Source organism: Paenibacillus sp. FSL R5-0623 (assembly GCF_037974265.1).
Classification (GTDB): domain Bacteria; phylum Bacillota; class Bacilli; order Paenibacillales; family Paenibacillaceae; genus Paenibacillus.
In genome coordinates this window covers 788,927-812,564 of the sequence record NZ_CP150233.1, presented here as the reverse complement: position 1 = coordinate 812,564, position 23,638 = coordinate 788,927, and the positions used below count along the sequence as shown (strand labels likewise).

Here is a 23,638-nt window from a genome sequence, read left to right as displayed (position 1 = left end):
TGTATTGGTTGTGGTCATGATTTTGACTCTCCTTTCCATTCACGTACTTCAATTCGTGGCAACAATTGTTCAATCTGCTCACGCTGTGTTTCATACCATTCAGGCAACATCAGTCTCTCACCCATGCTCTCTGCTGGTTCATCCCGTGCAAATCCCGGAGGATCCGTAGCCAGTTCGAACAGTATACCACCCGGCTCCCGGAAATACACAGCGTTGAAGTATTGACGGTCAATGACTGGCGTTGGATGATACCCGGTTTGTTCAAGATCCTGCTGGATTTGTTCATGCTCCACGTAATCTTTGGCACGCCATGCAATATGGTGGACCGTTCCGGCTCCACCAATCCCGCGCTGGATGCCTGTGGACTGAATATCGATGATCTGACCGATATCGCCGCTTGCCTGAAGACGAAGGAGTCCGTTCTCTTCACCGACTTGCTCCAGACCCAGTTTGCTCACCAAGACGTCCATGGTTTTCTCAGGAACGTGGCTGAACAATACAGCTCCGCCAAATCCTTTGATGGCATGCTCCGGTGTCACACCGTTGAAACTCCAGTTGCTTGGCTGACCGCCTTCACGCTCAACCAGTTCAAGCAGCAGACCGCCTTTGTCGAAGAAACGAATGTACTGCTCACCAAATCTGGTTTTATTTTCATATGGAATATCGAAGGAAGCAAGACGTTCTTTCCAGAAAGGCAGGCTTCCTACAGGAACCGCATATACGGTAACTCCAGTCTGACCGGAACCAATGACACCTCTTCTTGAATTTTGCTGTGGGAAAAAGGTAATGATTGTGCCCGGTGCACCCTGTTCATTCCCGTAATACAAGTGATACACGTCTGGTGCATCAAAGTTAATTGTTTTTTTCACCAGTCTGAGCGCCAACACACCTGCATAAAAATCAACGTTTTTCTGCGCATCGTCAACAAAAGCGGTAATATGATGAATTCCTGTAGTTCTGAACATAATCTCCACTCCCTTGGTTTTAGTTGTATCATAGGTTGTTTTTGCTTCTTTTATTTATTGCTTTTCGTTATTTATCTTTAAATTAAGATTCTTTAAATTTATATTAATCCATTGGACCTCAATATGCAAGCTTTTATTTTAAAGTTAAGATTTAATACAAAAAGCAGGCCCCGATCGCTCCGGGAACCTGCTTAGCATTTATAACGATTGATTAGGTTGCTTCGTATTCCTGTATCACTTTTGTATTACTGCTTCTTAGACCAGTTTCATTCTTTTTGGTGGATTCACCAAATCTTTATGCTCGTATTCATCCTTGATATCTCCGACAATCTCTTCAAGGATATCCTCCATCGTAACCATACCTACCGTAGCACCTGCCTCGTTTTTAACGGTTGCAATGTGTACACGGCTTTGCTGCATCTGGATCAGTACATCCTTGATTGGAGAACGCTCGGAGAAACTCGGTGTATTGTGAACAAATGTCTCCATATTGAAGTCTCTGCCCGCAGCCACACTCGTCAGCATTTCTTTCGTATTAATAAAGCCAACAAAATGAGCCTGATCCCCATTCGCAATAACAGGGTATCGCGTGTATTCATGTCGATTCAGCGTCTCAATGATCTGATCAAGCGGCATTTCCTTATTCAACGTAACAATTTTATCTCGTGGAATCATGATCTCCTGAAGCAGACGCTCATCAAAAGCAAAAATGTTTTTGAGATAGTCCAGCTCCGTCTGATTGATCTCGCCACTCTCATAACTCTTTGCCATAATCAGTTTCAGCTCTTCCTCCGAGTGAACGGTATCATGCCCGGCAGGTTTTACACCAAATATGCCAAGCAACAGACGAGCAGCTCCATTTAATGCATAAATGAACGGATTCATGATTTTACCGAACCAGTACAGTGGTGGTGCCAACAACAACGTCATTCTCTCTGCAAACTGGATCGCCAGGGTTTTTGGTGCCAATTCACCAATAACCACGTGCAGGAACGTAATGATCGCCAGAGCGATACCGTAGGATAGAACGGTAGACAATGCCGCCGGCACTTCCATGCGCTCAAACAGCGGATGCAGCATTTTCTCAACGGTAGGTTCACCCAAGGCTCCCAATACCAGCGCCGTGATGGTAATCCCCAATTGACATGCCGACAGATAATAATCCAGGTTGTGCGCCACTTTTTTGGCCAGTACTGCCTTTTTGTTCCCTTCCGAGATCAATTGATCGATTCGGGACATCCGTACTTTAAGAATTGCAAATTCGGCTCCAACGAAAAAGGCTGTCAGACCTATAAATACGGCTACTAAAAATAAATTCAAGGCTATTATTCCGTCCAATGATTTCCCTCAGGTTGAGGGATTCACCTCCATTAAATTTTTAAATAAGGTTGCACGAGTGACGTTCCGGTGACGGCTCGTTCTTCCGATCGCCATTGCCTCCAAATTTTCCTGATTATTGTTTTCAAAGGTTTAAAATTGGTTTGCAAACGCGAACGCTACGCTTCTTCAGAATCGATTCCGTCCCCTACACTGTTACGTTGCCAAAACGTTTTAAATTCTGAGGTCAGTAGCCAAATAGGCAGTCAAACCCTAGATTACAGTCAGATCGAACCAACCAAGATCACGCCAGATCGCTTGTAGCTTCCTCAACCTGCGCGCCGCTCACTCGTTCCAGAAGAACTTGTTTGATGTGATAATTTTCGGTATCAACAACGGTCCAGACATAATCGCCGTGTTCTACCGTGTCGCCTTTTTCCACACCTACACCCTTCTGGTATTGAATCCATCCGGCCACGGTATCCATCTCTTCATTTCCTTCAAAACTAAGCCCGAACTGCCGCTCCAGTTCATCCAAAAGTACCCGGCCATTAATGAGATATTGATTCTCTCCGGTCTCTTGGATATCCGCTACCTCATCAGCATCGAATTCATCACGAATCTCACCGACCAGTTCCTCCAGAATATCCTCCATCGTAATGATTCCCGAGGTGCCGCCGTATTCATCCACGACTACAGCCATGTGTACACGTTCCTGCTGCATTTTAATCATCGCATCCTGGATACTTGTAACTTCGGAAACAAATGGGATCTCACGAACGAACTCGCTTAGCTGATATGATCTTGCGGCTACCATGTCAGGCAAAATCTTTTTCACATTCACAACGCCGATAATGCGGTCTTTGTCCCCATCCTCGATGACAGGGTAACGTGAGTAGTTATGTTCATCCAATATAGGAATAATATCGTCATAGGTCATATCCTGACTTAATGTCACCAGTTCCGTGCGCGGGACCATGATGTCTTTGGCATCACGTTCATCGAACACAAATACATTTTCCAGATATGAAAGCTTGGTCTTGTTGTTCTCGTCACCTTCATAACTCTGGTTCATAATGATTCTGATCTCGTCCTCCGAGTAGGCTTGATCATGTTCGGCAGGCTTCACACCGAATCCCCGCAGAAGAACACGGGAGGCTCCATTAAGCGCCCAGATGAATGGGTACATGACTTTACCAAACCAGTATAGCGATGGGGAGAGCATCAACGTCAGTTTTTCAGAAAACTGAATCGCCAGCGTTTTGGGTGCCATCTCACCAATAACCACGTGCAAGAACGTAACGAGTATAAAGGCGATCGCATAAGAAGCAATCGACGAGATTGAAGCAGGTATGTCTAAATAATTGAATACCGGATATAACAATCTCTCAACCGTCGGTTTTCCGAGTGCACCCAGTCCCAGTGCGGTGACCGTAATACCGAGCTGACAGGCTGACAGATAATAATCCAGGTCCGAGACAACTTTTTTGGCGAGTACAGCCTTTTTATTGCCTTCCGCGACCAGTTGATCCACTCTTGATGTACGAATTTTGACTACAGCAAATTCAGATGCTACGAAAAATGCAGTCAATGCAATCAAGATAATAAGTAATGCGATATTCAATATGGTAATTATGTCCAATGATTTCCCCGGTTCTCAGGGATTCACCTCCAGAGATAGTTACAGCGTGATCCGTTAACTACGTTAACCATTCATCCGCTGTTTGTCGTTCATCATGGCGTATGCCTTATATGAAATCGAATAATGATCATATTTGTATATGTCATACGGTTTGACCTTGTAAAATACAAAACAGGAATTCAAGATGAAGTCAATGACTTGCAGAAACTTCTTCATTCAAATCGGGTTACCCCTCATGCTGTCAATTGTTCCTCGCTTAACTCCACCTAGATTCGCCATTTGGACAATTTACAATATCGCCTACCCAATAGATATCCACCTCCCCTCATACGCATTCCTGTTTCCGAAAAGTATACCATGATTCCAGCACAACCATCCAGTTGCACGTTATGGTTTGGCACAAGCTTACAGTTTAATGTTCACAAATTAGTCTCTATGTATGTTACGTGCTCTATATAATATGATTGATATTACCTCGTAATGTGATAATCTTCACATGTTTAGTATAATCCAATTTATAAAAATACTACCCCTTACTTTAGGGCATTAAACATGCCTGAACTCCCTGATTTTAATCCCGTTTTGCATCTTACCCATATTCTCTCTCGTATGGACAAGTCCGGCCATTTGCACAAGATACATCTATATACGTAGCAAAGAGCCCGCAGGATGCAACAACCTTACGGCGCACATCTTTACGGGCTCTTAATATTCATTCTACACCAGTGCTTTGGTAGCAATATCCGTTCGCTGATGTTTGCCATCAAAATGGATACATTCCGCCTGTGCGTAGGCTTTGTTTCTAGCTTCTGCAATATCCGCGCCAAGGCCAACTACGCCCAGGATCCGTCCACCATTCGTGACCCAGTCTCCTGCTTCACTACGCGCTGTACCTGCGTGGAATACCACGGCATCTTGCACTTGATCGAGACCTTCAATGACTACGCCTTTGGCATAAGGACCCGGATAACCTCCTGAAGCAAGCACCACACATACTGCGGCTTCATCGCTCCATTCAATTTCAATGTCTGCCAGCTTGCCATGAACGGTTGCCCAGAAGATATCGAACAGGTCACTCTTCAATCGTGGCAAAACAACCTGTGTCTCGGGATCACCGAAACGTGCGTTGAACTCAATCGTTTTAGGTTTACCATCTGGTGAAATCATCAGCCCGGCGAACAACACGCCTTGGAACGGACGCCCTTCGGATACCATGGCCTTGGCTGTTGGTTTGATGATTGTCTCTACGGCTTCTTCAATAATGGATGCAGGAATGTGTGGCAAAGGTGAATATGTACCCATACCGCCTGTGTTTGGCCCCTGATCATTATCGAATACAGGTTTGTGATCCTGTGCTGCCGCCATTGGACGAACCGTCTCCCCATCGACAAAAGCCAGAATCGACATTTCCTGTCCTGCGAGGAATTCCTCGATAATCACTTTGGCTCCTGCTTCACCAAATACTTTGTCCACCATAATACTGCGAAGTGCCTGATCAGCCTCTTCACGCGAATAAGCTACCGTCACACCTTTGCCCGCTGCCAAACCATCTGCCTTGATGACAACCGGGATTGATTGCTCATTCAGGTATGCTTGAGCCTGTTCGTAGTTGTCGAATTTCTCATAGGCTGCGGTTGGAATGTTGTATTTGTGCAGCAGATCCTTCATGAACGTTTTACTTCCCTCGATCTCTGCTGCACTACGACGGGGTCCGAATACCGGAATACCTGTCACGTCAAATGCATCCACGATCCCATCGGCAAGCGGATCATCCGGACCAATAACCACCAGACCCACTTTAAGCTCTACAGCAAGAGCCGTCAGTTTATCGAATTCATTTACCGCAATGGCATGACACTCAGCGAGCTGAGCAATGCCTGCATTTCCCGGTGCACAGTGAATCTTGTCTACCTTTGGACTCTTTGCCAGCGCCCAGATGATGGCATGCTCCCGGCCACCGCCGCCTACTACCAGAATATCCATTCGTTCTGTTCCCCCTCCGTGCATAACTGGATTTATTACGCTAATGCGTGTTGAAAAACCTAAAAAAGAGGGGGTGTACCATAAGTCATAAGTATGACTGGCGACACCCCTTATTTAAACCTTTTTCGTTCTAGTGTTTGAAGTGACGAACGCCTGTGAAGACCATGGCAATTCCGTATTCATTGGCTACTTTGATGGATTCTTCGTCTTTGATCGAACCACCCGGTTGGATCACTGCTGTAATTCCGGCTTTTGCTGCCAGTTCCAGCGTATCACCCATTGGGAAGAACGCATCAGATGCCAGAATAGCACCTTTTGCTTGCTCGCCCGCTTGCTCAATCGCAATTTTGGCTGCACCCACACGATTCATCTGTCCAGCGCCCACACCCACCGTCATGTCATTCGCAGCAAGTACAATCGCGTTGGATTTCACGTGTTTAACTACTTTCCAGCCAAACAACAGCTGTTTCAGTTCTTCTTCCGATGGCGCACGATCCGTTACCACGTTCAGTTCGCTCGCTTCGATGGAGTGTACATCGGACTGTTGCACGATCATACCACCGTCGATGGACGTTACCACGAATTGGCTCTCCCGTTTACGAGCAGCATTCAACTCACCCGTTTTGAGTAAACGAATGTTTTTCTTCTTCGTCAGGATATCGAGAGCTTCTTGTGTAAAGTCAGGAGCAAGTACGATTTCCAGGAAAATCTCGCTCAATTTGCCTGCTGTATCGCTGTCGATAATGCGGTTTGCTGCCACGATTCCACCAAAGATAGACGTTGGATCTGCAGCATATGCCTTGCTGTAAGCTTCATAGATACTTGCGCCAATACCTACGCCGCATGGGTTCATATGTTTAACCGCGACAACGGCTGGTTCTTCAAACTCTTTGACAATCTGCAATGCTGCGTTCGCATCGTTGATGTTATTGTAAGACAATTCTTTGCCATGCAATTGCTCGGCTGTTGTCAACGTATCTTGTGCAGCCAGCGGTTTGCGGTAAAATGCCGCCTGCTGGTGTGGATTTTCGCCATAACGCAAATCCTGGAGTTTTTCGTAAGTAACCGTTAGACGCTCTGGCAGTGGATCACCGTTCAGGTTGGAGAGATAGTCAGAAATAACTGCATCGTAAGCCGCTGTATGGCGGAACACTTTTGCCGCAAGCCGTTTGCGTGTTTCGAGTGTGGTATCTCCATTGCTGCGCACTTCTTCAAGCACCTTGCCGTAATCTCCTGTGTCCACAACGACACTAACAAAAGCATGGTTTTTGGCAGCAGAACGAAGCATGGTTGGACCACCGATATCGATGTTCTCAATCGCGTCTTCGTACGTAACATCCGGTTTGGCAATGGTATCTTGGAAGGGGTACAGGTTTACGACAACGAGGTCGATATAATCCAGTCCGTTCTCTTCCATCTGACGCTTATGCTCTTCGCTATCACGAACAGCCAACAACCCACCATGCACTGCTGGATGTAATGTTTTGACACGTCCGTCCATGATTTCAGGAAATCCGGTCACATCCGAAATTCCGATGACAGGTACGCCTTCCTTCGACAACAGGCTGCTTGTACCTCCTGTCGAAATAATCTCCACACCCATTTGCGACAGCTCGCGGCAAAAGTCCACGATGCCTGTTTTATCCCATACGCTGACCAGCGCTCTTTTGATACTCACAATATGCTCCTCCTTTAATATCCCATGGCTTCGCGTTTCCTGACGAAACACAGCCGATTTATTTCCCGAGAAATATCACAAAATGCGTACCAATATTCGACTTCTGTTATACAGTTGATAAATGGATTTTCACACTAAAACACTACGAGTCCAGAATAATCTTCCGATCACTGTTATTCCAAGATTTTCTAAACAATTTCTCAATGTTAAAAATCCAGTGATAAAGGCAAAGCGTATGCTTCCGATGCAGCTTTCTTTCAGAAAGCTTTTAGCTTCGCTTTTTCAGGTTTTTTCTGTCCGCTCCGTTAATGTGTAAAAAAATTCAACTTATATCAAACCGGTTTCTGTACTGTAACGTGACGTCCGTCTAACTGAACCAGACCTTGCGCGAACCAGGAAACAACTTCGGGGTATAACTGCTGTTCGGCCGCATGAATGGAACGGCTGATGGTTTCAGGGGTATCTTCTGGCAAAATGGGAACCGGATGCTGGGCAATAATCGGTCCGGTATCCATGCCTCCGTCTACAAAATGCACGGTCACACCCGTAACTTTCACGCCATATTCGAGAGCCTGTCCAATTGCATCCTTGCCTGCAAATGCCGGTAGCAAGGACGGATGAATGTTAATCAACCGCCCTGCGTAATGGTCCACCACAACAGAAGTCAGCAATCTCATATACCCCGCAAGAACGACCAAATCGATCTTTTTGGATTCAAGCACTTCCACGATCTCTGCCTCATAGGCTTCACGGGAAGCATAATTTTTCGGAGTAAACAGATGACAGTCCACGCCTGCGTCCTGTGCCCGCTGCACAACACGTGCAGACGGTTTATCACACACGAGCAGATCTACGGATGCATTCAGCCCACCGTTCCGTACTGCATCGACCAATGACTGAAAGTTAGTCCCTTCACCCGAGGCAAATACAGCTATGCGGTAGTTCGCCATTAAACATCCGCTCCCGTGAAGGTTACTCGCGCATCTCCTTCGGTAACACGGCCAATGATGTACGCCTCTTCACCTGATGCTTTCAATTGTTGCAGTGCTTCCGTTGCATCTGCTTCATTAACGACCAGTACAAGCCCAACACCCATGTTAAATGTGGTGAACATGTCACGGTTCGAGACAGCACCCTTTTCCTGTAACAGGTTGAAGATCGGCAGGATCGGCCAAGAACCGTAGTCAATATCCACATTCACGTTGCTAGGCAACATACGTGGGATATTCTCGATGAAGCCGCCACCTGTAATGTGTGCCATGCCTTTTACTTTGACCTTTTCCAGCAGGGACAACAGAGGTTTAACATAGATCTTTGTAGGTTCTAGCAGAGAATCACCCAGCTTACCGCCCAGTTCCGCTACTTCATCATGCAGATCAAGTCCTGCATCTTCCAACAAAAGTCTGCGTACCAACGAGAATCCGTTACTATGCACACCGCTTGAAGCAAGTCCAATCACTGTGTCGCCAGGGACGATGGTTGTACCGTTGATGATCTTTGCTTTGTCCACGATGCCCACCGTGAATCCGGCAATATCGTATTCGCCTTCACTGTACATGCCCGGCATCTCTGCCGTCTCGCCACCGATCAGCGCACAACCCGATTGATGACAGCCTTCAGCGATACCCGCAACAATAGCTTCGATCTTCTCAGGAATGACTTTGTCACATGCCAGATAGTCAAGGAAGAAAAGTGGTTCTGCACCCTGTACCACAATGTCGTTCACACACATCGCTACCGCGTCGATTCCGATGGTATCGTGACGGTCCATGGCAAATGCAATTTTCAGCTTGGTGCCTACACCATCCGTACCGGATACAAGCACCGGCTCATCGTATTTATCTTTGTTCAAACCGAACAGGGCACCGAATCCACCCAGATCCGTCATCACTTCCGGACGGAAGGTACGCTTCACGTGTTTTTTCATCCGTTCAACCGCTTCATTACCTGCCGCGATATCAACGCCGGCCTTTTTATATGCTTCAGACAAGTGGAATCATCTCCTTTTTTTTCGCCCCACCTAAATCCTCCCGCCCGGGAGGACCCCATAGGACCTTGGCAGGCCCTCTGGACACCCGCCAAAAAAAGCGGTGCAGAGGTGGCTGGTGTGATCTTGCTATGGTTGATTCGTGCGTGATCTCGCGGGATTGTTCGCCGATTCCGTTGGCTGCAAGCCATCGGTCGGCGAACCTCGCTCAGCTACGCTGCGGGGCAAGCCCGCTGGGCAGCTGCTTCGCCTGGCTGCCTGGCCCCTGTTGCTCCGCAAGGCGGGGCTTTACAACTAACAGCTGCAGCCGAATTTTTCTTCGCCACCAAAGTCGAGGCGGGTTGGGTAATCATGATCAAAACATGCGAGACAAAGCCCGCCCTTGGGATCATCCTGATTATCTCCCTGTATTGATGCAATCAGTCCATCGGGACTAAGGAACTCCAGGGAGTCCGCATTAATTTCACGACAAATTTCTTCCACCGACAACTGTGAAGCAATTAATTCACGGCTGTCAGGCGTATCAATACCGTAGAAACATGGGTTTTTGAAAGGTGGTGATGTAATTCGCACATGGACCTCGGTAGCTCCTGCATCACGCAGCATGTTCACGATCCGACGGGAGGTTGTTCCCCGTACGATGGAGTCATCAATCATGACCACACGTTTGCCTTCCACAACGCGACGTACAGCGCTCAGCTTCATCTTCACACCCTGCTCCCGCAGTTCCTGGCTTGGCTGGATAAACGTACGTCCGGTGTATTTGTTCTTGATCATACCCATCTCATACGGAATACCTGTCTGTTCAGCGTATCCAATTGCTGCCGAGATGCTGGAATCTGGTACCCCCGTAACCAAGTCCGCATCCACAAACGACTCAATCGCCATCCGGCTTCCCATCCGTTTACGGGCCGCATGCTGGTTCGTACCATTCATATCACTATCCGGACGAGCAAAATATATATATTCCATCGCGCACAGCGCCTTGCGGTGTTTATGATGATCGAAGCGATCTTCATGTAGACCATCCGCATCCAGCACAAGCAGTTCACCCGGCTCGATATCACGAATCAACTCTGCGCCGATTGTTTCCAGTGCACAGGTCTCGGATGCAAACAGATACGCATCTCCCAGCTTCCCCATCGTCAGCGGACGAAGTCCGTGCGGATCGGAAGCCACGAGCAGCTTGTCATTGGTCATGATCAGAAATGCATAACCACCCACAATGCGCTGGAACGCCTCTTTTGCCGCTTCCACAAGCCCTTTGGAGGATCGTGCAATCAGATGCGCAATGACCTCGGTATCACTCGTTGTTTGGAAAATGGACCCGCTCTGCTCCAGCTCACGCCGAATCGTTGGTGCATTCACAATATTTCCGTTGGTTGCTACTGCCAAATCGCCATCACGGTATTTGAATACCAATGGCTGTGCGTTCGTCAGTTTACTGTCACCACTTGTTGAATAACGGACATGTCCAATGGAAATATCCCCGGTCAACGTCTGCATTAGGTCTTTGGTGAACACTTCCTTCACCAGGCCCATACCGCGATGATAGTTAAACTGGCTGCCATCACTCACACACATGCCTGCACTTTCTTCGCCCCGATGTTGCAGTGCATGCAGTCCATAATAAGAGAGCGAAGCCGCGTCAGGGTGTCTGAACACCCCGAACACGCCGCATTCTTCTTTCAATTTGTCGAGTCCTTCCTTGCCGGACCCTTCATTATAATAATCGCCTGTCCACAATGGTCCTGTCGTCAGTTCATGAGACATGGAATCGCATCCTCCCAGACCTGAGCCAAACCTCCTACAGGTTCGCTCACGGCTGATGTTCCGTTCAATTCAATCGTCAAGTTACTTCCTTCTACACATCCAATCACAGCTACAGGTACACCGCGCTCACGTACAAATGCTTCAAGTTTACCCGCTTGCTCTGGCGTAGCCGACAACAAGATACGGGATTGGCTCTCACTGAACAGGGCGTGATCTGCACGCAATGCAGTCTCCACATTCACCTGTGCTCCTACGTTACCGCTGATACAAGACTCTGCGAGTGCAACAGCCAAGCCACCTTCAGACAAGTCATGTGCAGAGCGAACGAGACCGGATTGAATAGCTTCCAGGACCGTGCTGAGCAACGCTTTTTCCGTTTGCAAGTTCAGTTCTGGTGGACGACCTTCCGTCTGACCATGAACCGCGTATTGCAGTTCGCTGCCACCCAGTTCAGCTTTTGTTTCACCGAGGAGGATGATAACATCACCTTCGGATTTGAATGCTTGTGTCGTGATATGATCCGTATCATGAACGAGACCTACCATACCGACAACTGGCGTTGGATAGATGGAGCCTTTGGCGTTTTCGTTATATAGACTTACGTTACCACCGATAACCGGCGTATCCAGCACACGACAAGCTTCCGCCATACCGTCTACCGCTTTCTCCATTTGCCAGAAAATATCCGGCTTCTCCGGGTTACCAAAGTTCAGGTTGTCCGTAATCGCCAGCGGCTCAGCACCGGAACATACAATGTTACGCGCTGCTTCACTTACGGCAATCCGTCCACCAACTTCTGGATCAAGGTACACATAACGTCCATTACAGTCCGTTGTCATCGCGAGACCTTTGCGTGTGCCACGAATCGTAACTACGGCTGCATCCGAACCCGGACGAACGGCAGTGCTTGTACGCACCATGTAGTCGTATTGGTCATACACCCATTTTTTACTTGCTACTGTTGGTGAAGCCAGCACTTGTTTCAACGCTCCGCCGAGATCCGACACTTCGTCGTAACGAAGCGTGTCGATGGAAGCACTTTGCTCGTAGTAGGCAGGTACAGAAGAAGGTTTGTCATACACTGGGCATTCGTCAACCAAAGCCGTTACCGGCATATCTCCGACCACTTCGCCGTGGTGGATCAATTTCAGACGACCATCATCCGTTACTTTACCAACTTTGGCACAGATTACGCCCCAACGTTCAAAGATTTCCATCGCCTGCGCCTCATCCTTCGGCTCAACAACGAACAACATCCGTTCTTGGGACTCGGACAACATCATCTCGTAAGGCGTCATGCCTTCTTCACGCTGTGGCACCTGATCCAGATACAGTTCCAGACCGTTACCCGCTTTACTTGCCATCTCTGCACTCGAACATGTCAGACCCGCAGCACCCATATCCTGAATACCGAGCACGATACCCGTGTCGATCAATTCCAGACATGATTCCATGACGAGTTTTTCCATAAACGGGTCACCGACCTGAACCGCTGTCCGTTGGGACTCGGATTCTTCCGTCAGTTCAACCGATGCAAAGGTTGCTCCATGAATACCATCCCGGCCTGTTGGCGGGCCCACATAGTAAACCGGGTTACCTACACCTTTAGCTACACCGCGCTGAATCTTGTCATGATCAATCAGACCCACACACATGGCGTTAACCAGCGGATTGCCTTCATAGCTCTCATCAAACATCACTTCGCCGCCAACGGTAGGAATACCGATACAGTTACCGTATCCAGCAATACCCGCTACCACATGTTCGAACAAATATTTAACGCGATCACTCTCCAGCTTGCCGAAACGAAGGGAGTTCAGTATTGCTACCGGTCTTGCACCCATGGAGAAAATATCACGGATAATGCCGCCCACACCTGTTGCCGCACCTTGATAAGGCTCAACCGCGGAAGGATGGTTATGGCTTTCAATTTTGAATACAACGGCCTGGTTATCACCGATATCCACGATACCGGCACCTTCACCAGGTCCCATCAGGACACGTGGTCCAGTGGTTGGGAAACGGCGCAGCAATGGCTTGGAGTTTTTATAAGCACAGTGCTCGGACCACATTACACTGAACACACCAATTTCCGTGTAGTTTGGCTTGCGCCCCATGAACTCACAGATCAGCTCATACTCGCTGTCAGATACGCCCATTTGTGCGTAAAGTTTATGTTCTGCGACCTGTTCTGCTGTTGGTTCCTTAGCGGATAGCTGCTGCGTCATGCCGATCCCTCCATGCTTTCAAAATAGATGTAAACATACGTTTGCCGTCTTCCGAACCAAACAGTGAGTCCACTGCACGCTCTGGATGCGGCATCATGCCGACCACGTTTCCAGCCTCGTTACAGACTCCTGCAATATCACCCAGGGAACCGTTCGGGTTGGTCCCGTAAGTAAATACGATCTGGTTGTTCGCTTGCAGACTCGCGAGTGTCTCCTCGTCGCAATAATAGTTTCCTTCACCGTGAGCAATCGGGATGATAATCTCTTCGCCGGGTACATAGTCACGTGTAAATGGTGTATCTGCGTTTGCCACTTTCAATACCGTATCGTGACAACGGAATTTCAGGGAAGTGTTACGGATCAATGCACCTGGAAGCAATCCCGCTTCTGTCAGGATCTGGAACCCGTTGCAAATACCCAAAATATATTTACCTTGTTCAGCAGCTTTCGCTACCTCGTTCATTACCGGTGCAAAGCGGGAAATCGCTCCGCAGCGCAAGTAGTCACCATAAGAGAAACCACCCGGAACTAAAATACAATCATAAGCCGAAAGATCTGTAGCCGTGTGCCATACATAATCAACCTCTTGCCCAATGGCATCTTCCACTGCCTTGTAACAGTCGATGTCGCAGTTGGAGCCAGGGAACACAAGAACTGCAAATTTCATGAGATTAACCCTCCAATTCGTAGCGGTAATCTTCAACAACGGTGTTGGCCAGCAGCTTTTCACACATGACTTTCAATCGTTTCTCCGCTTCCGCACGATCTGTTGTATCCAGGTTCAGTTCCATGACTTTACCGATCCGTACACTTTCCACTTCGTTGAATCCCATGGAATGCAGGGCTCCTTGAACAGCTACGCCTTGCGGGTCGAGTACGCTTTGCTTAATAGTGACATATACGGTTGCTTTGATCATGATCCTTATGTTCCTCCTCAGTAATGAACGGGATAAATGCTTTACGCTGTTAAAAAAGGTGACTTGGGGCGCTTGCTCCGGGGCGGATTGTTCTTCCGGTCGCTTGTTGTCCCCAGGTTTTTTGTATTGTTTTGGCCCGCTGTGCGGTCAAAACCCGGGGACAAAGGCGAACGCTATCGCTCCTTTAAGAACAATTCCGCCCCTCCGCTAGTCCATGCGACGTTTTTTAAAGGCCTAAACCTTTACGTTGCACGGTGGGTAATGGTCTAGCCTGACCATTCCTTCAAAACAGTGAATGGTGAATGGTCTTTAAGTTACTTTAGTAATTAGTGAATTTAATTCTCTTAATTTCTCAGGCTTTCCCTACCTGTGGGAAGCCACCGCTCTTCATTGCCTCACCCACCAGTTTGAACACTGGCGGAGGGAAAGTTTTGAGCAAGAGAAACGAAGTGCTCGCCTTTGCAACCGGAATGTTTCCTTTTGAAAAAAGGATTCCAATCAAAACATTCCGGGGGCAACAGCGATCGAAAGCCAAACTTTCCCATAGCTCTCGCTCAAACGTTATTATTTTGTTAAACGGTTATAAATATCGACGTATCTTGCGGTTGTTGCTTCAACTACCTCTTGTGGGAGTGGATCAGGTTTACTGTTCTTGTCCCAATCGGTTCCTGCGAGATAGGTGCGCACTGGCTCTTTATCCATGCTGTCGATCTCGATGTCGAGTTCATAATTCTCTTTGGCCCAGAAGCGTGAAGCATCTGGGGTGAAGATTTCGTCAATCAGGATGACCTTGCCATCCACGATGCCAAACTCGAATTTGCAGTCTGCAAGAATGATGCCACGTTGATCACAGTAATCGCGGGCGAATTCATACAGGCGCAAGCTTTTTTCCTGAAGCTCCATTGCAAGTCCGTCTCCCACCAGTTCTTTCATGCGATCCATTGGGATGTCCTCATCGTGACCAACATCGTTTTTGGCTGCCGGTGTGAAAATGGGAACTTCAAGCTTGGCGTTTTTGCGAAGTCCATCAGGCAGTTTAATGCCATTCACTTCACCACTCGTCTCGTATTGTCTCCATCCCCCACCAGTGATGTATCCACGCACGACACATTCAATATCAATGCGTTCTGCTTTGCGGGTTACCATGATGCGGTCTTTGAGCAATTCAGGGTCTGTGATGAGGTCACCCAGTTGATTCACATCGGTATGAACCACATGATTCTCCATCATGTCACCCGTCAGTTCGAACCAGAAGCTGCTGAGTTTATTCAGTACGTTTCCTTTCTCGGGAACTGCTGGGTCCAGCACGTAATCAAATGCCGAGATTCGGTCGGTAACCACGATTAGAAAATGTTCACCCAAATCGTACAATTCACGTACTTTTCCTTTATATAACAGAGGTGCTTTAACGAGATCTGCCGCAGTGGACAGTGCCATGGGCTCACCTTCTTTCAGGAGATGTAAAGTATACGTCCAATTCCCCTCTTCACGCGGGGCCACTACGAATGCAGAACAACCTTCCGATCGCTGTTACCCCCAGATTTTTTGATTCCACTTTTGCAAAGTGAAAATCCGGGGATAAAGGCGAGCGCTTTGCTTCTTCAGGTTTTTCCTGCCTTCTCCGTTCCAGCGTGAACACATAATCAACCTATACTTTTAGGGAGTAAAACTTGTTCTAAATTTGATAAAGGCGCAGCGTATGCTTCCGAAGTAGCTTTCTTTCAGAAAGCTTTTAGCTTCGCTTCTTCAGCTTATTTCTGTCTCTGCGTTCCCTGCAAAACCATCATTCTGCGCTATAGCCTTATGGGAGTTATATATTAGTCGTTTAAGCCCAGCTTTTTGAAGATGGTGTCTACGTGCTTCAGGTGCCATGATGGGTTGAATGCATCTGCGATTTCTTCTTCGTTCAGCACTTCCGTGATTTCCGGTGTGGATTTCACGATATCCTGGAACTGGCGTTGTTCTTCCCATGCTTGCATCGCACGTGGTTGAACGGTATCGTACGCTTGCTCACGGCTGAATCCTTTGTCGATCAGCTTTGTCATGATGCGACCGGAGAATGGTACTCCATAGGTGCGCTCCATGTTGCGTTTCATGTTTTCAGGGAATACTGTCAGGTTCTTCACAATGTTACCAAAACGGTTCAGCATGTAGTTCAGCAGCATCGTTGCATCCGGCAGAATGATACGTTCTACGGAAGAATGTGAGATGTCGCGCTCATGCCAGAGCGTTACGTTCTCGTATGCCGATACCATATGTCCGCGAATGACGCGGGACAGACCAGAGATGTTTTCGCTACCAATTGGGTTACGCTTGTGCGGCATCGCGGAAGATCCTTTTTGACCTTTAGCAAAAGCTTCTTCCACTTCACGGAACTCACTCTTCTGCAGCGCACGTACCTCTGTAGCAAACTTGTCCAAGGACGTTGCGATCAACGCCAGTGTAGCCATATACTCCGCATGACGGTCACGTTGCAATGTTTGAGTTGAGATCGGCGCAGGTTTCGTGCCCAGCTTCTCGCAGACAAACTCTTCGACAAACGGATCAATGTTCGCGTACGTTCCTACTGCGCCTGAGATTTTGCCGTATTGTACATTATCTGCTGCATGACGGAAACGTTCCAGGTTCCGTTTCATTTCTTCATGCCACAACGCCATTTTCAGTCCAAATGTTGTTGGCTCTGCATGTACCCCGTGTGTACGTCCCATCATTGGCGTGTGCTGATAAGCCAGTGCTTTTTCACGCAGAATTTCAATGAAATTCACGATATCCTTTTCCAGAATCTCATTCGCTTGACGCAGTACATAACCCAGAGCCGTATCCACGACATCTGTGGAAGTCAGTCCGTAGTGCACCCATTTCCGCTCCGCACCCAGACTTTCAGATACCGTACGTGTAAATGCGATAACGTCATGACGTGTTTCCTTTTCAATCTCATAGATGCGATCGATGTCAAAAGATGCGTTCTGACGAAGCAATGCTGCTTCTTCCTTAGGGATAACACCCAGTTCAGCCCACGCCTCACATGCACAAATTTCAACTTCCAGCCACGATTGGAATTTGTTCTCTTCGGTCCAGATGGCTCTCATTTCGGGTCTGCTATAACGTTCAATCATGAATTTGTATTCCTCCAGAGGTTAATTTGTTCAATCCATTGCAATCCTTCTTCAACATCCTGACAGAGCAGATTCACATGCCCCATCTTCCGTCCTGTTTTTGCTTCGGTTTTACCATATATGTGAAGCTTGGGAATCACACCGAGTTCTATCGCCTCTGCATCAGGTTGCCCTGTTCTGGCGATAATGCCTTCCAGATGTTCTCCAAGCACATTGACCATAACAACCGGACTCAATAACGAAGTGTCCCCGAGTGGTAATCCGCAGATCGCACGGATATGTTGTTCGAACTGAGAAGTCGCACAAGCTTCCATCGTATAGTGACCAGAATTATGCGGTCTTGGTGCCAGTTCGTTGACGTACAGTCTTCCATCCGCCGCTACAAACAGTTCCACAGCCAGCAGCCCAACAGCCTTCATTGATTCTGCCACCGCTGCTGCCAGCTTTTGCGCTTCAATCTGGATGTCTGTGGCAACTCTAGCCGGCACAATTGAAGCATGCAAAATGTTGTTCACATGAATGTTCTCCGCTGGCGGGAACGTTTTGATCTCCCCATTTGTACTACGCGCTACAACGACCGAAATCTCACATTCAAACTTGATGAATTGTTCCAACAGCAGTTCCGCACCAGTAGCTGCAAGTTCTTCGTATGCCGCAACAGCCTGACTTGCTTCCCGGATGACCCGTTGACCTTTGCCATCGTAGCCTCCAGTCACCGTCTTCAGTACACATGGCACTCCAAGTTCGCTAACAGCAGCAAGCATCGTATCCGCACTTGTGATCTCACGATAAGGCGCGACTCTTACTCCAGCGGCTTCGATCGCACGTTTTTCACGCAAACGATGTTGTGTGGTGTACAGTAACGCACTTCCTTGTGGAACGTAAGACTCACGCTCGAGCAGCCCAGCGACTTCTGCATCCACATTTTCGAATTCATACGTAATGACATCGCATTGCCGAGCCAGTTCAAGTGCAGCTTTGGCATCGTCATATCTTGCTTCAATCTGACGAGCAACTTGACCACAAGGTGCATCCGCAGCGGGATCAAGAGTAACGAATCGATACCCCATTGCCGTTCCTGCGAGCGTCATCATACGTCCGAGCTGTCCGCCTCCAAGAATGCCGATGGTTGTTTTCCCGGGCAGCAGGACTTTTTTCAGCTCTTCTGCTATACCGGATTGCTTCCCTGTGCTACTCATAGTTCTTCACTACTTTCGAGTACTTCTTGTTTGATGCGCTCTCTGCGAGCTTCAGAGCGACGTTGGACATCCGGGTCAAATGCACCGATCATTTGAGCTGCCAGCAATCCTGCATTCGTTGCCCCTGCCTTGCCAATCGCCACAGTTGCAACGGGAATACCACCAGGCATCTGAACAATGGACAACAAGGAATCGAGACCGTTCAATGCTTTGGACTGAACCGGAACGCCAATGACCGGAAGCATCGTTTTGGCTGCTACCATACCTGGTAGGTGTGCTGCCCCGCCTGCGCCTGCAATGATCACCTTGATTCCCCGATCAATCGCCTGCTCTGCGTATTCAAACATCAGATCCGGTGTACGATGGGCGGAGACCACCTTTTTCTCATACCCAATCTCCAGCTCGTCCAGCACCTCGCACGCATGTTTCATCGTTTCCCAATCCGACTTGCTGCCCATAATTACAGCGACTTGCAGTGACATGAATACATCCAACTCCCGTCTGAGCTTTTTTGATTACATCTGACTATTAGTGACTCTTATTTCGTGTGAAATGAAAAAATCCGCTACCCGCGAAAACATCACATTTTCTCCGGACACCGGACTCCAAGAAATACGTATCCCTCATTTGGGCATGCCAAAAGGGGCTTGCTGTCCGCATCTGGTTGCATGCGACTCTCAGCCGTATCTCCTCGTAGTCCGGAAATTTACGGTTCCCGGGTAGATACTTCCGGGCCCTATTCCCGGCGTTATACGAGCAAATATCTATCAAACTATCTTCGTTCATTTTTGTAATCTCTTATTACATATTTCGTTCCTACTCGACCTTATTCTTACCTGATCGACACATCTAACATTCTAACAATCCCCTACAGCTAATGTCAACTTAAAGACGAACATTTAACATATTGACAAATATAATGTTCGGGAATTGCTTCTTTAAATTCGCTTAACCATCCATTTCATCCCATAAAAGAAAGCCGGCTCCTCTTCAATCTCTCGAAGACAACCGGCTTCCTGTTTTTCAGTGCGTACACACTTCATCCATTATTATTTTACGACCAGTACTGGAACCTGCGCATGCTGCACCACATTGTGACTGACACTACCCAGGACAAATTCCCGAATACCACCCAGTCCGCGGCTACCAATAATAATGATATCAGAATCATTTTCTTTGGCAAAATCAAGTAACACTTCCGCAGCAGCCCCTTGAATCAGGTCCACATTGGCTGTTACACCAGCAGCCTGAATTCGTTCTTTCGCTTCATCTGTCGTCTGTACTGCCAGATTGTAGTAGTCATTATTAAGTGAAGGTGGCAGTGGAGCCAACCCCTCACCGATGAATACACGCGGGAAATCAAAAGCATGAATGACATCCAGTACTGCATTCGGGGACACTTTCGCTAGCTCAATCGCACGATCAAGTGCTTTATTTGAAGCTTTGGAACCATCATAAGCCACCAATATTTTGGAAAATAACATGTGAATCCCGTCCCTTCCTTTATATGTAGAGCACGCGAAGCAAGCTTCGGTCTGACATGTAATAAACTAACAGTTAAATAACAGAACCATGTAACTCCTTAAACGTTCCAGAGCCACAATGAACCATTTATACGAATGAATTTACATATGAGACCACAGTATGAAAGGTTACGCATGTGTTCATTGAATAAAGTAACCGTAGATTACCGCATTCAAGAATAACAACAATGGAATACCAATGGTGAAGCTGGGATGTTTAGTTTTATGTCTTTTCCGATACATCGCGATCCAGACTCCCAGAGCTCCGCCTATAAATGCAAGCAAGAATAACGTCCGTTCAGGTGTACGGTCACGACGCTGTTGTGCACGCCTCTTATCATCGGACATCACCAGATAACCAACTACATTAATAAATAAAAACCACAATATAAGTCCGGTTTGCATATAATTCTAGCGATCCCCCTGTCCCGGGACATCTCCCTGTCTCCATTATAGTCCTCATTCGAGACATGTTCAACGCACCGGGTAGGGAACCGGAAATTGGTGTATAAACGCTAACTCACTCTGACCTAGGACTCCTGCTTGGGAATACCATTCAGACTTGGTACTCTTTTGGCTGCTTTGGCTGGACGAACAGCGATGTTTTCTTCCCGAATGCTATCTTTGTTCTGCTGGTTATGGATCTTTTCGGGTTTATTATGCGGCATATGGGTATCACCTCCTTGGCTTACGTTGCCTGAAAACAGAGGATCTTATACCGCATCACATGTATGATTAGGGATACGCGCAGCAATCCCTCTCCATAACGTCAGTTATTCGCAACTAGCATTACATGCGTGATGCGATCTGCGCTAACTCAGAGCTTGCTCTACTCTCCCTTTTTCTCCATAGCCGCCTTCAGCAGATCTCCAAGGTTAGACCCAATGGACTCCTGCTTCGCATATTGTTTCACCAGCTTTTGCTGATCGCGTTTGTTCACATGCTGTTTATCCTTATCCAACGTTTCTGTAATACCACAAGGTAGACATTGTACGTATAACCCCGCCTTACCTTCTTTGATTTCCATCTTTTTGTGGCACTGCGCACAACGACGATTGGACAATCTTTTTTCTGCCGAACGACGATACCCACAGTCCTCGGTAGGACATACAAGAAACTTGCCGCGCTTGCCTTTCTTCTCCAACAACCGTGCGTTACAGTCCGGACAATGGCTATTGGACACATTATGCGGCTTGTACTCCGCTTTGCTGCCTTTTACCGTAGACACCAGCTCTTTTGCCATGGATCGGATACTATCCAGAAATGGTCCTGGTTTCCCTTGCCCACGAGCGATGCGTTCCAGCTCAGCTTCCCAGCGAGCAGTCAGATCCGGTGTACGAAGCTGCGGAGCAGCCAGTTCAATCAACTGTTTACCTTTGCCAGTCGGGTGCATGCTGTTACCTTGACGATCTATTGTATCGGAACTGACCAGCTTCTCAATAATATCCGCACGTGTAGCCGGAGTGCCGAGTCCATGCTTTTCCATCTGGGAAAGCAAAGCGGCTTCGGTATACCGTTTGGGCGGCATCGTCCGTCCACTTTTGATATGGCAACGCTGAACCATCACGGACTGTCCTTGCTGTACATCTGGCAAAAGCGCACGCTCATGGTCTGCTGCATCATCAGCACGGTCATCGTCATCATCGCTGTAATCACCGCCGTATACTTCACGCCATCCACTCTCTTTCACTGTTGTTCCTTTGACATGGAAGGAATCATTCCCCACCTGGACCGTGATCGCAACCGAATCGTACTTCGCTGCCGGATAGAACAGGCTGATAAATCGACGCACGATCAGATCGTACAATTTGCGTTCCTCCGGATTCAGTTGATTCAGAAGCACCGTCTGCTCCGTGGGGATAATCGCATGGTGATCCGTAACTTTGCTGTCATCCACAATACGTTTGGTGATATTCAGATTTTTGCGCAGCAAAGGACGTGCCAAAGACGCATAAGGTCCGATGGCTACACTATCCAACCGTTCTTTCAACGTAGCTGTCATGTCCGAAGTCAGGTATCGACTGTCTGTACGCGGATATGTCACAAGCTTGTGCTGTTCGTAGAGACGTTGCAGGACATTCGATGTTTGCTTTGCAGATAAACCATATTTCCGGTTGGCATCCCGTTGCAGTTCCGTCAGATCATATGCCAGTGGATGTGGCTCTACTTTCTCGCTTTTCTTCACTTGGGCAATCGTGCCATTGCGCCCATCTACCCGCTTCTTCAATTCTTGCATTTCCTGAGGGTCGAAAATTCGTGAATCTCCTCCAGCTGCCCGCCACACAGCCTGAAAACCTCCCAAATCTGCCGTTAACGTTTCATACTCCTGCGAGCGGAAACCATTAATTTCATTTTCCCTGTCCATAATCATGCCTAATGTCGGGGTTTGTACCCGTCCAGCTGATAACTGCGCATTGAAACGAACGGTTAGTGCACGGGTCACGTTAAGTCCAATCATCCAGTCGGCTTCCGCACGGCAACGTGCAGATTCATAGAGACGGTCGAACTGACCGCCTGGCTTCAGCGAAGCAAATCCGTCTTTGATCGCCTTATCTGTCTGGGATGAGATCCACAGGCGTTTAAAAGGTTTTTTCCACCCCGCCATCTGCATGATCCAACGGGCCAGCAATTCTCCCTCCCGTGCTGCATCCGTGGCAATGACCAGCTCACCTACATCCTGACGTTTCATCAGCTGCTGCACCGCTTTATATTGATGGTTGGTCTCTTTAAGTACTTTCAATTTCGTACGATCTGGCAGAATGGGCAGGTCCTCCAGATTCCATGTTGCATACTTCTTGTCGTAATCCTCCGGTTCAGCTAATCCAACCAGATGTCCAAGCGCCCAGGTAACGATATATTTCGGGCCTTCCATATAACTTTTATGTTTATCACGCGCACCCATAACTCTGGCTATTTCGCGTGCTACAGATGGTTTTTCTGCGAGTACCAATGTCTTCACTTCATATCTCTTCCTCTCTGGTAGAACGTTATGTCTCTTTTATTCCTATCTTTTCATTATATCATTTCACGGTAAAGGTATGCTCTGTCATCTCTACTTCCTAACCTACTCGCATTCTGTAACCTCATATTTAATCAACATATCAAACCTATGTTATATTTATTAACATTAAAATATGTAATAGTTTTTCTGAGTACATGTAAACAGAAGAATGAATAAGTATTAACACTGTAAAGTATTGATGTATACGTTTTTTTGGATAAATACAAACCTTGTAAGATTACCTAACATAACTATACAATGTGTCAAAAGCATAGAAACAGAATCGCTGCTACACACATCAATGAGACA

Annotated in this window: 20 protein-coding genes and 1 riboswitch; all 20 genes read right to left on the bottom strand. The window is 47.6% G+C overall.

Features of this window, described 5'->3' with window-relative positions; translation table 11 throughout:
* Positions 1–14: 14 nt before the first annotated feature.
* The 20 genes from MKY92_RS03795 to MKY92_RS03700 all read right to left on the bottom strand — a co-directional run bounded on the left by MKY92_RS03795 (position 15) and on the right by MKY92_RS03700 (position 23,287).
* Positions 15–968, bottom strand: coding sequence for a ring-cleaving dioxygenase (locus tag MKY92_RS03795; RefSeq protein ID WP_339301673.1), 954 nt, complete (start codon positions 966–968; stop codon positions 15–17).
* A gap of 252 nt (positions 969–1,220) precedes the next feature.
* Complete coding sequence (locus MKY92_RS03790; protein WP_221818713.1) at positions 1,221–2,303, bottom strand: hemolysin family protein; 1,083 nt, start codon at positions 2,301–2,303, stop codon at positions 1,221–1,223.
* Positions 2,304–2,586: 283 nt separating this feature from the next.
* On the bottom strand, positions 2,587–3,924 hold the full coding sequence (locus MKY92_RS03785; protein ID WP_339299215.1) for a hemolysin family protein: 1,338 nt from the start codon (positions 3,922–3,924) through the stop codon (positions 2,587–2,589).
* Positions 3,925–3,987: 63 nt separating this feature from the next.
* Positions 3,988–4,140: a hypothetical protein gene (locus MKY92_RS03780; RefSeq protein ID WP_339299214.1), complete on the bottom strand. Its 153-nt coding sequence runs from the start codon at positions 4,138–4,140 to the stop codon at positions 3,988–3,990.
* A 501-nt stretch (positions 4,141–4,641) separates the two neighbouring features.
* Positions 4,642–5,907, bottom strand: a complete 1,266-nt coding sequence (gene purD, locus MKY92_RS03775; RefSeq protein WP_339299213.1) for a phosphoribosylamine--glycine ligase — start codon at positions 5,905–5,907, stop codon at positions 4,642–4,644.
* Between the two features lie 130 nt (positions 5,908–6,037).
* The gene (gene purH, locus MKY92_RS03770) at positions 6,038–7,585 is read right to left on the bottom strand and encodes a bifunctional phosphoribosylaminoimidazolecarboxamide formyltransferase/IMP cyclohydrolase (protein WP_339299211.1); all 1,548 of its coding nucleotides are present in this window, start codon (positions 7,583–7,585) and stop codon (positions 6,038–6,040) included.
* A 332-nt stretch (positions 7,586–7,917) separates the two neighbouring features.
* Positions 7,918–8,535 (bottom strand): phosphoribosylglycinamide formyltransferase, encoded by a 618-nt coding sequence (purN, locus tag MKY92_RS03765; RefSeq protein WP_339299210.1) that lies wholly within the window; start codon positions 8,533–8,535, stop codon positions 7,918–7,920.
* Positions 8,535–9,575 carry a phosphoribosylformylglycinamidine cyclo-ligase gene (gene purM, locus MKY92_RS03760; RefSeq protein WP_339299209.1) on the bottom strand — a complete coding sequence of 347 codons (1,041 nt, stop codon included), beginning with the start codon at positions 9,573–9,575 and terminating at the stop codon, positions 8,535–8,537. The genes purN and purM overlap by 1 nt, the downstream gene beginning before the upstream one ends.
* Positions 9,576–9,866: 291 nt before the next feature.
* Positions 9,867–11,345: an amidophosphoribosyltransferase gene (gene purF / locus MKY92_RS03755; protein WP_036606069.1), complete on the bottom strand. Its 1,479-nt coding sequence runs from the start codon at positions 11,343–11,345 to the stop codon at positions 9,867–9,869.
* Positions 11,330–13,573, bottom strand: coding sequence for a phosphoribosylformylglycinamidine synthase subunit PurL (gene purL, locus MKY92_RS03750; RefSeq protein WP_339299208.1), 2,244 nt, complete (start codon positions 13,571–13,573; stop codon positions 11,330–11,332). Before purL ends, purF begins: the two co-directional genes overlap by 16 nt.
* Positions 13,551–14,240: a phosphoribosylformylglycinamidine synthase subunit PurQ gene (purQ, locus tag MKY92_RS03745; RefSeq protein WP_339299207.1), complete on the bottom strand. Its 690-nt coding sequence runs from the start codon at positions 14,238–14,240 to the stop codon at positions 13,551–13,553. Before purQ ends, purL begins: the two co-directional genes overlap by 23 nt.
* A 4-nt stretch (positions 14,241–14,244) precedes the next feature.
* Entirely contained in the window at positions 14,245–14,490 is a 246-nt protein-coding gene (purS, locus tag MKY92_RS03740; protein ID WP_017690695.1) for a phosphoribosylformylglycinamidine synthase subunit PurS, read from the bottom strand.
* 564 nt (positions 14,491–15,054) lie between these two features.
* Positions 15,055–15,927 (bottom strand): phosphoribosylaminoimidazolesuccinocarboxamide synthase, encoded by an 873-nt coding sequence (locus MKY92_RS03735; RefSeq protein ID WP_339301672.1) that lies wholly within the window; start codon positions 15,925–15,927, stop codon positions 15,055–15,057.
* 380 nt (positions 15,928–16,307) lie between these two features.
* Entirely contained in the window at positions 16,308–17,606 is a 1,299-nt protein-coding gene (gene purB, locus MKY92_RS03730; RefSeq protein ID WP_036668399.1) for an adenylosuccinate lyase, read from the bottom strand.
* Positions 17,603–18,805, bottom strand: a complete 1,203-nt coding sequence (gene purK, locus MKY92_RS03725; RefSeq protein WP_339299205.1) for a 5-(carboxyamino)imidazole ribonucleotide synthase — start codon at positions 18,803–18,805, stop codon at positions 17,603–17,605. The genes purB and purK overlap by 4 nt, the downstream gene beginning before the upstream one ends.
* Positions 18,802–19,287: a 5-(carboxyamino)imidazole ribonucleotide mutase gene (gene purE, locus MKY92_RS03720; protein ID WP_339299204.1), complete on the bottom strand. Its 486-nt coding sequence runs from the start codon at positions 19,285–19,287 to the stop codon at positions 18,802–18,804. The genes purK and purE overlap by 4 nt, the downstream gene beginning before the upstream one ends.
* A gap of 192 nt (positions 19,288–19,479) precedes the next feature.
* A riboswitch (purine riboswitch) is annotated at positions 19,480–19,581 on the bottom strand.
* Between the two features lie 273 nt (positions 19,582–19,854).
* On the bottom strand, positions 19,855–20,289 hold the full coding sequence (locus tag MKY92_RS03715; protein ID WP_076215141.1) for a universal stress protein: 435 nt from the start codon (positions 20,287–20,289) through the stop codon (positions 19,855–19,857).
* Positions 20,290–20,469: 180 nt separating this feature from the next.
* A complete protein-coding gene (locus MKY92_RS03710; RefSeq protein WP_017690702.1) occupies positions 20,470–20,733 on the bottom strand; it encodes a DUF1294 domain-containing protein in 264 nt (87 codons plus the stop codon).
* Between the two features lie 125 nt (positions 20,734–20,858).
* Positions 20,859–20,996 carry a hypothetical protein gene (locus tag MKY92_RS03705; protein ID WP_186327993.1) on the bottom strand — a complete coding sequence of 46 codons (138 nt, stop codon included), beginning with the start codon at positions 20,994–20,996 and terminating at the stop codon, positions 20,859–20,861.
* Between the two features lie 161 nt (positions 20,997–21,157).
* Entirely contained in the window at positions 21,158–23,287 is a 2,130-nt protein-coding gene (locus MKY92_RS03700) for a DNA topoisomerase III (protein ID WP_339299203.1), read from the bottom strand.
* Positions 23,288–23,638 lie beyond the last annotated feature (351 nt).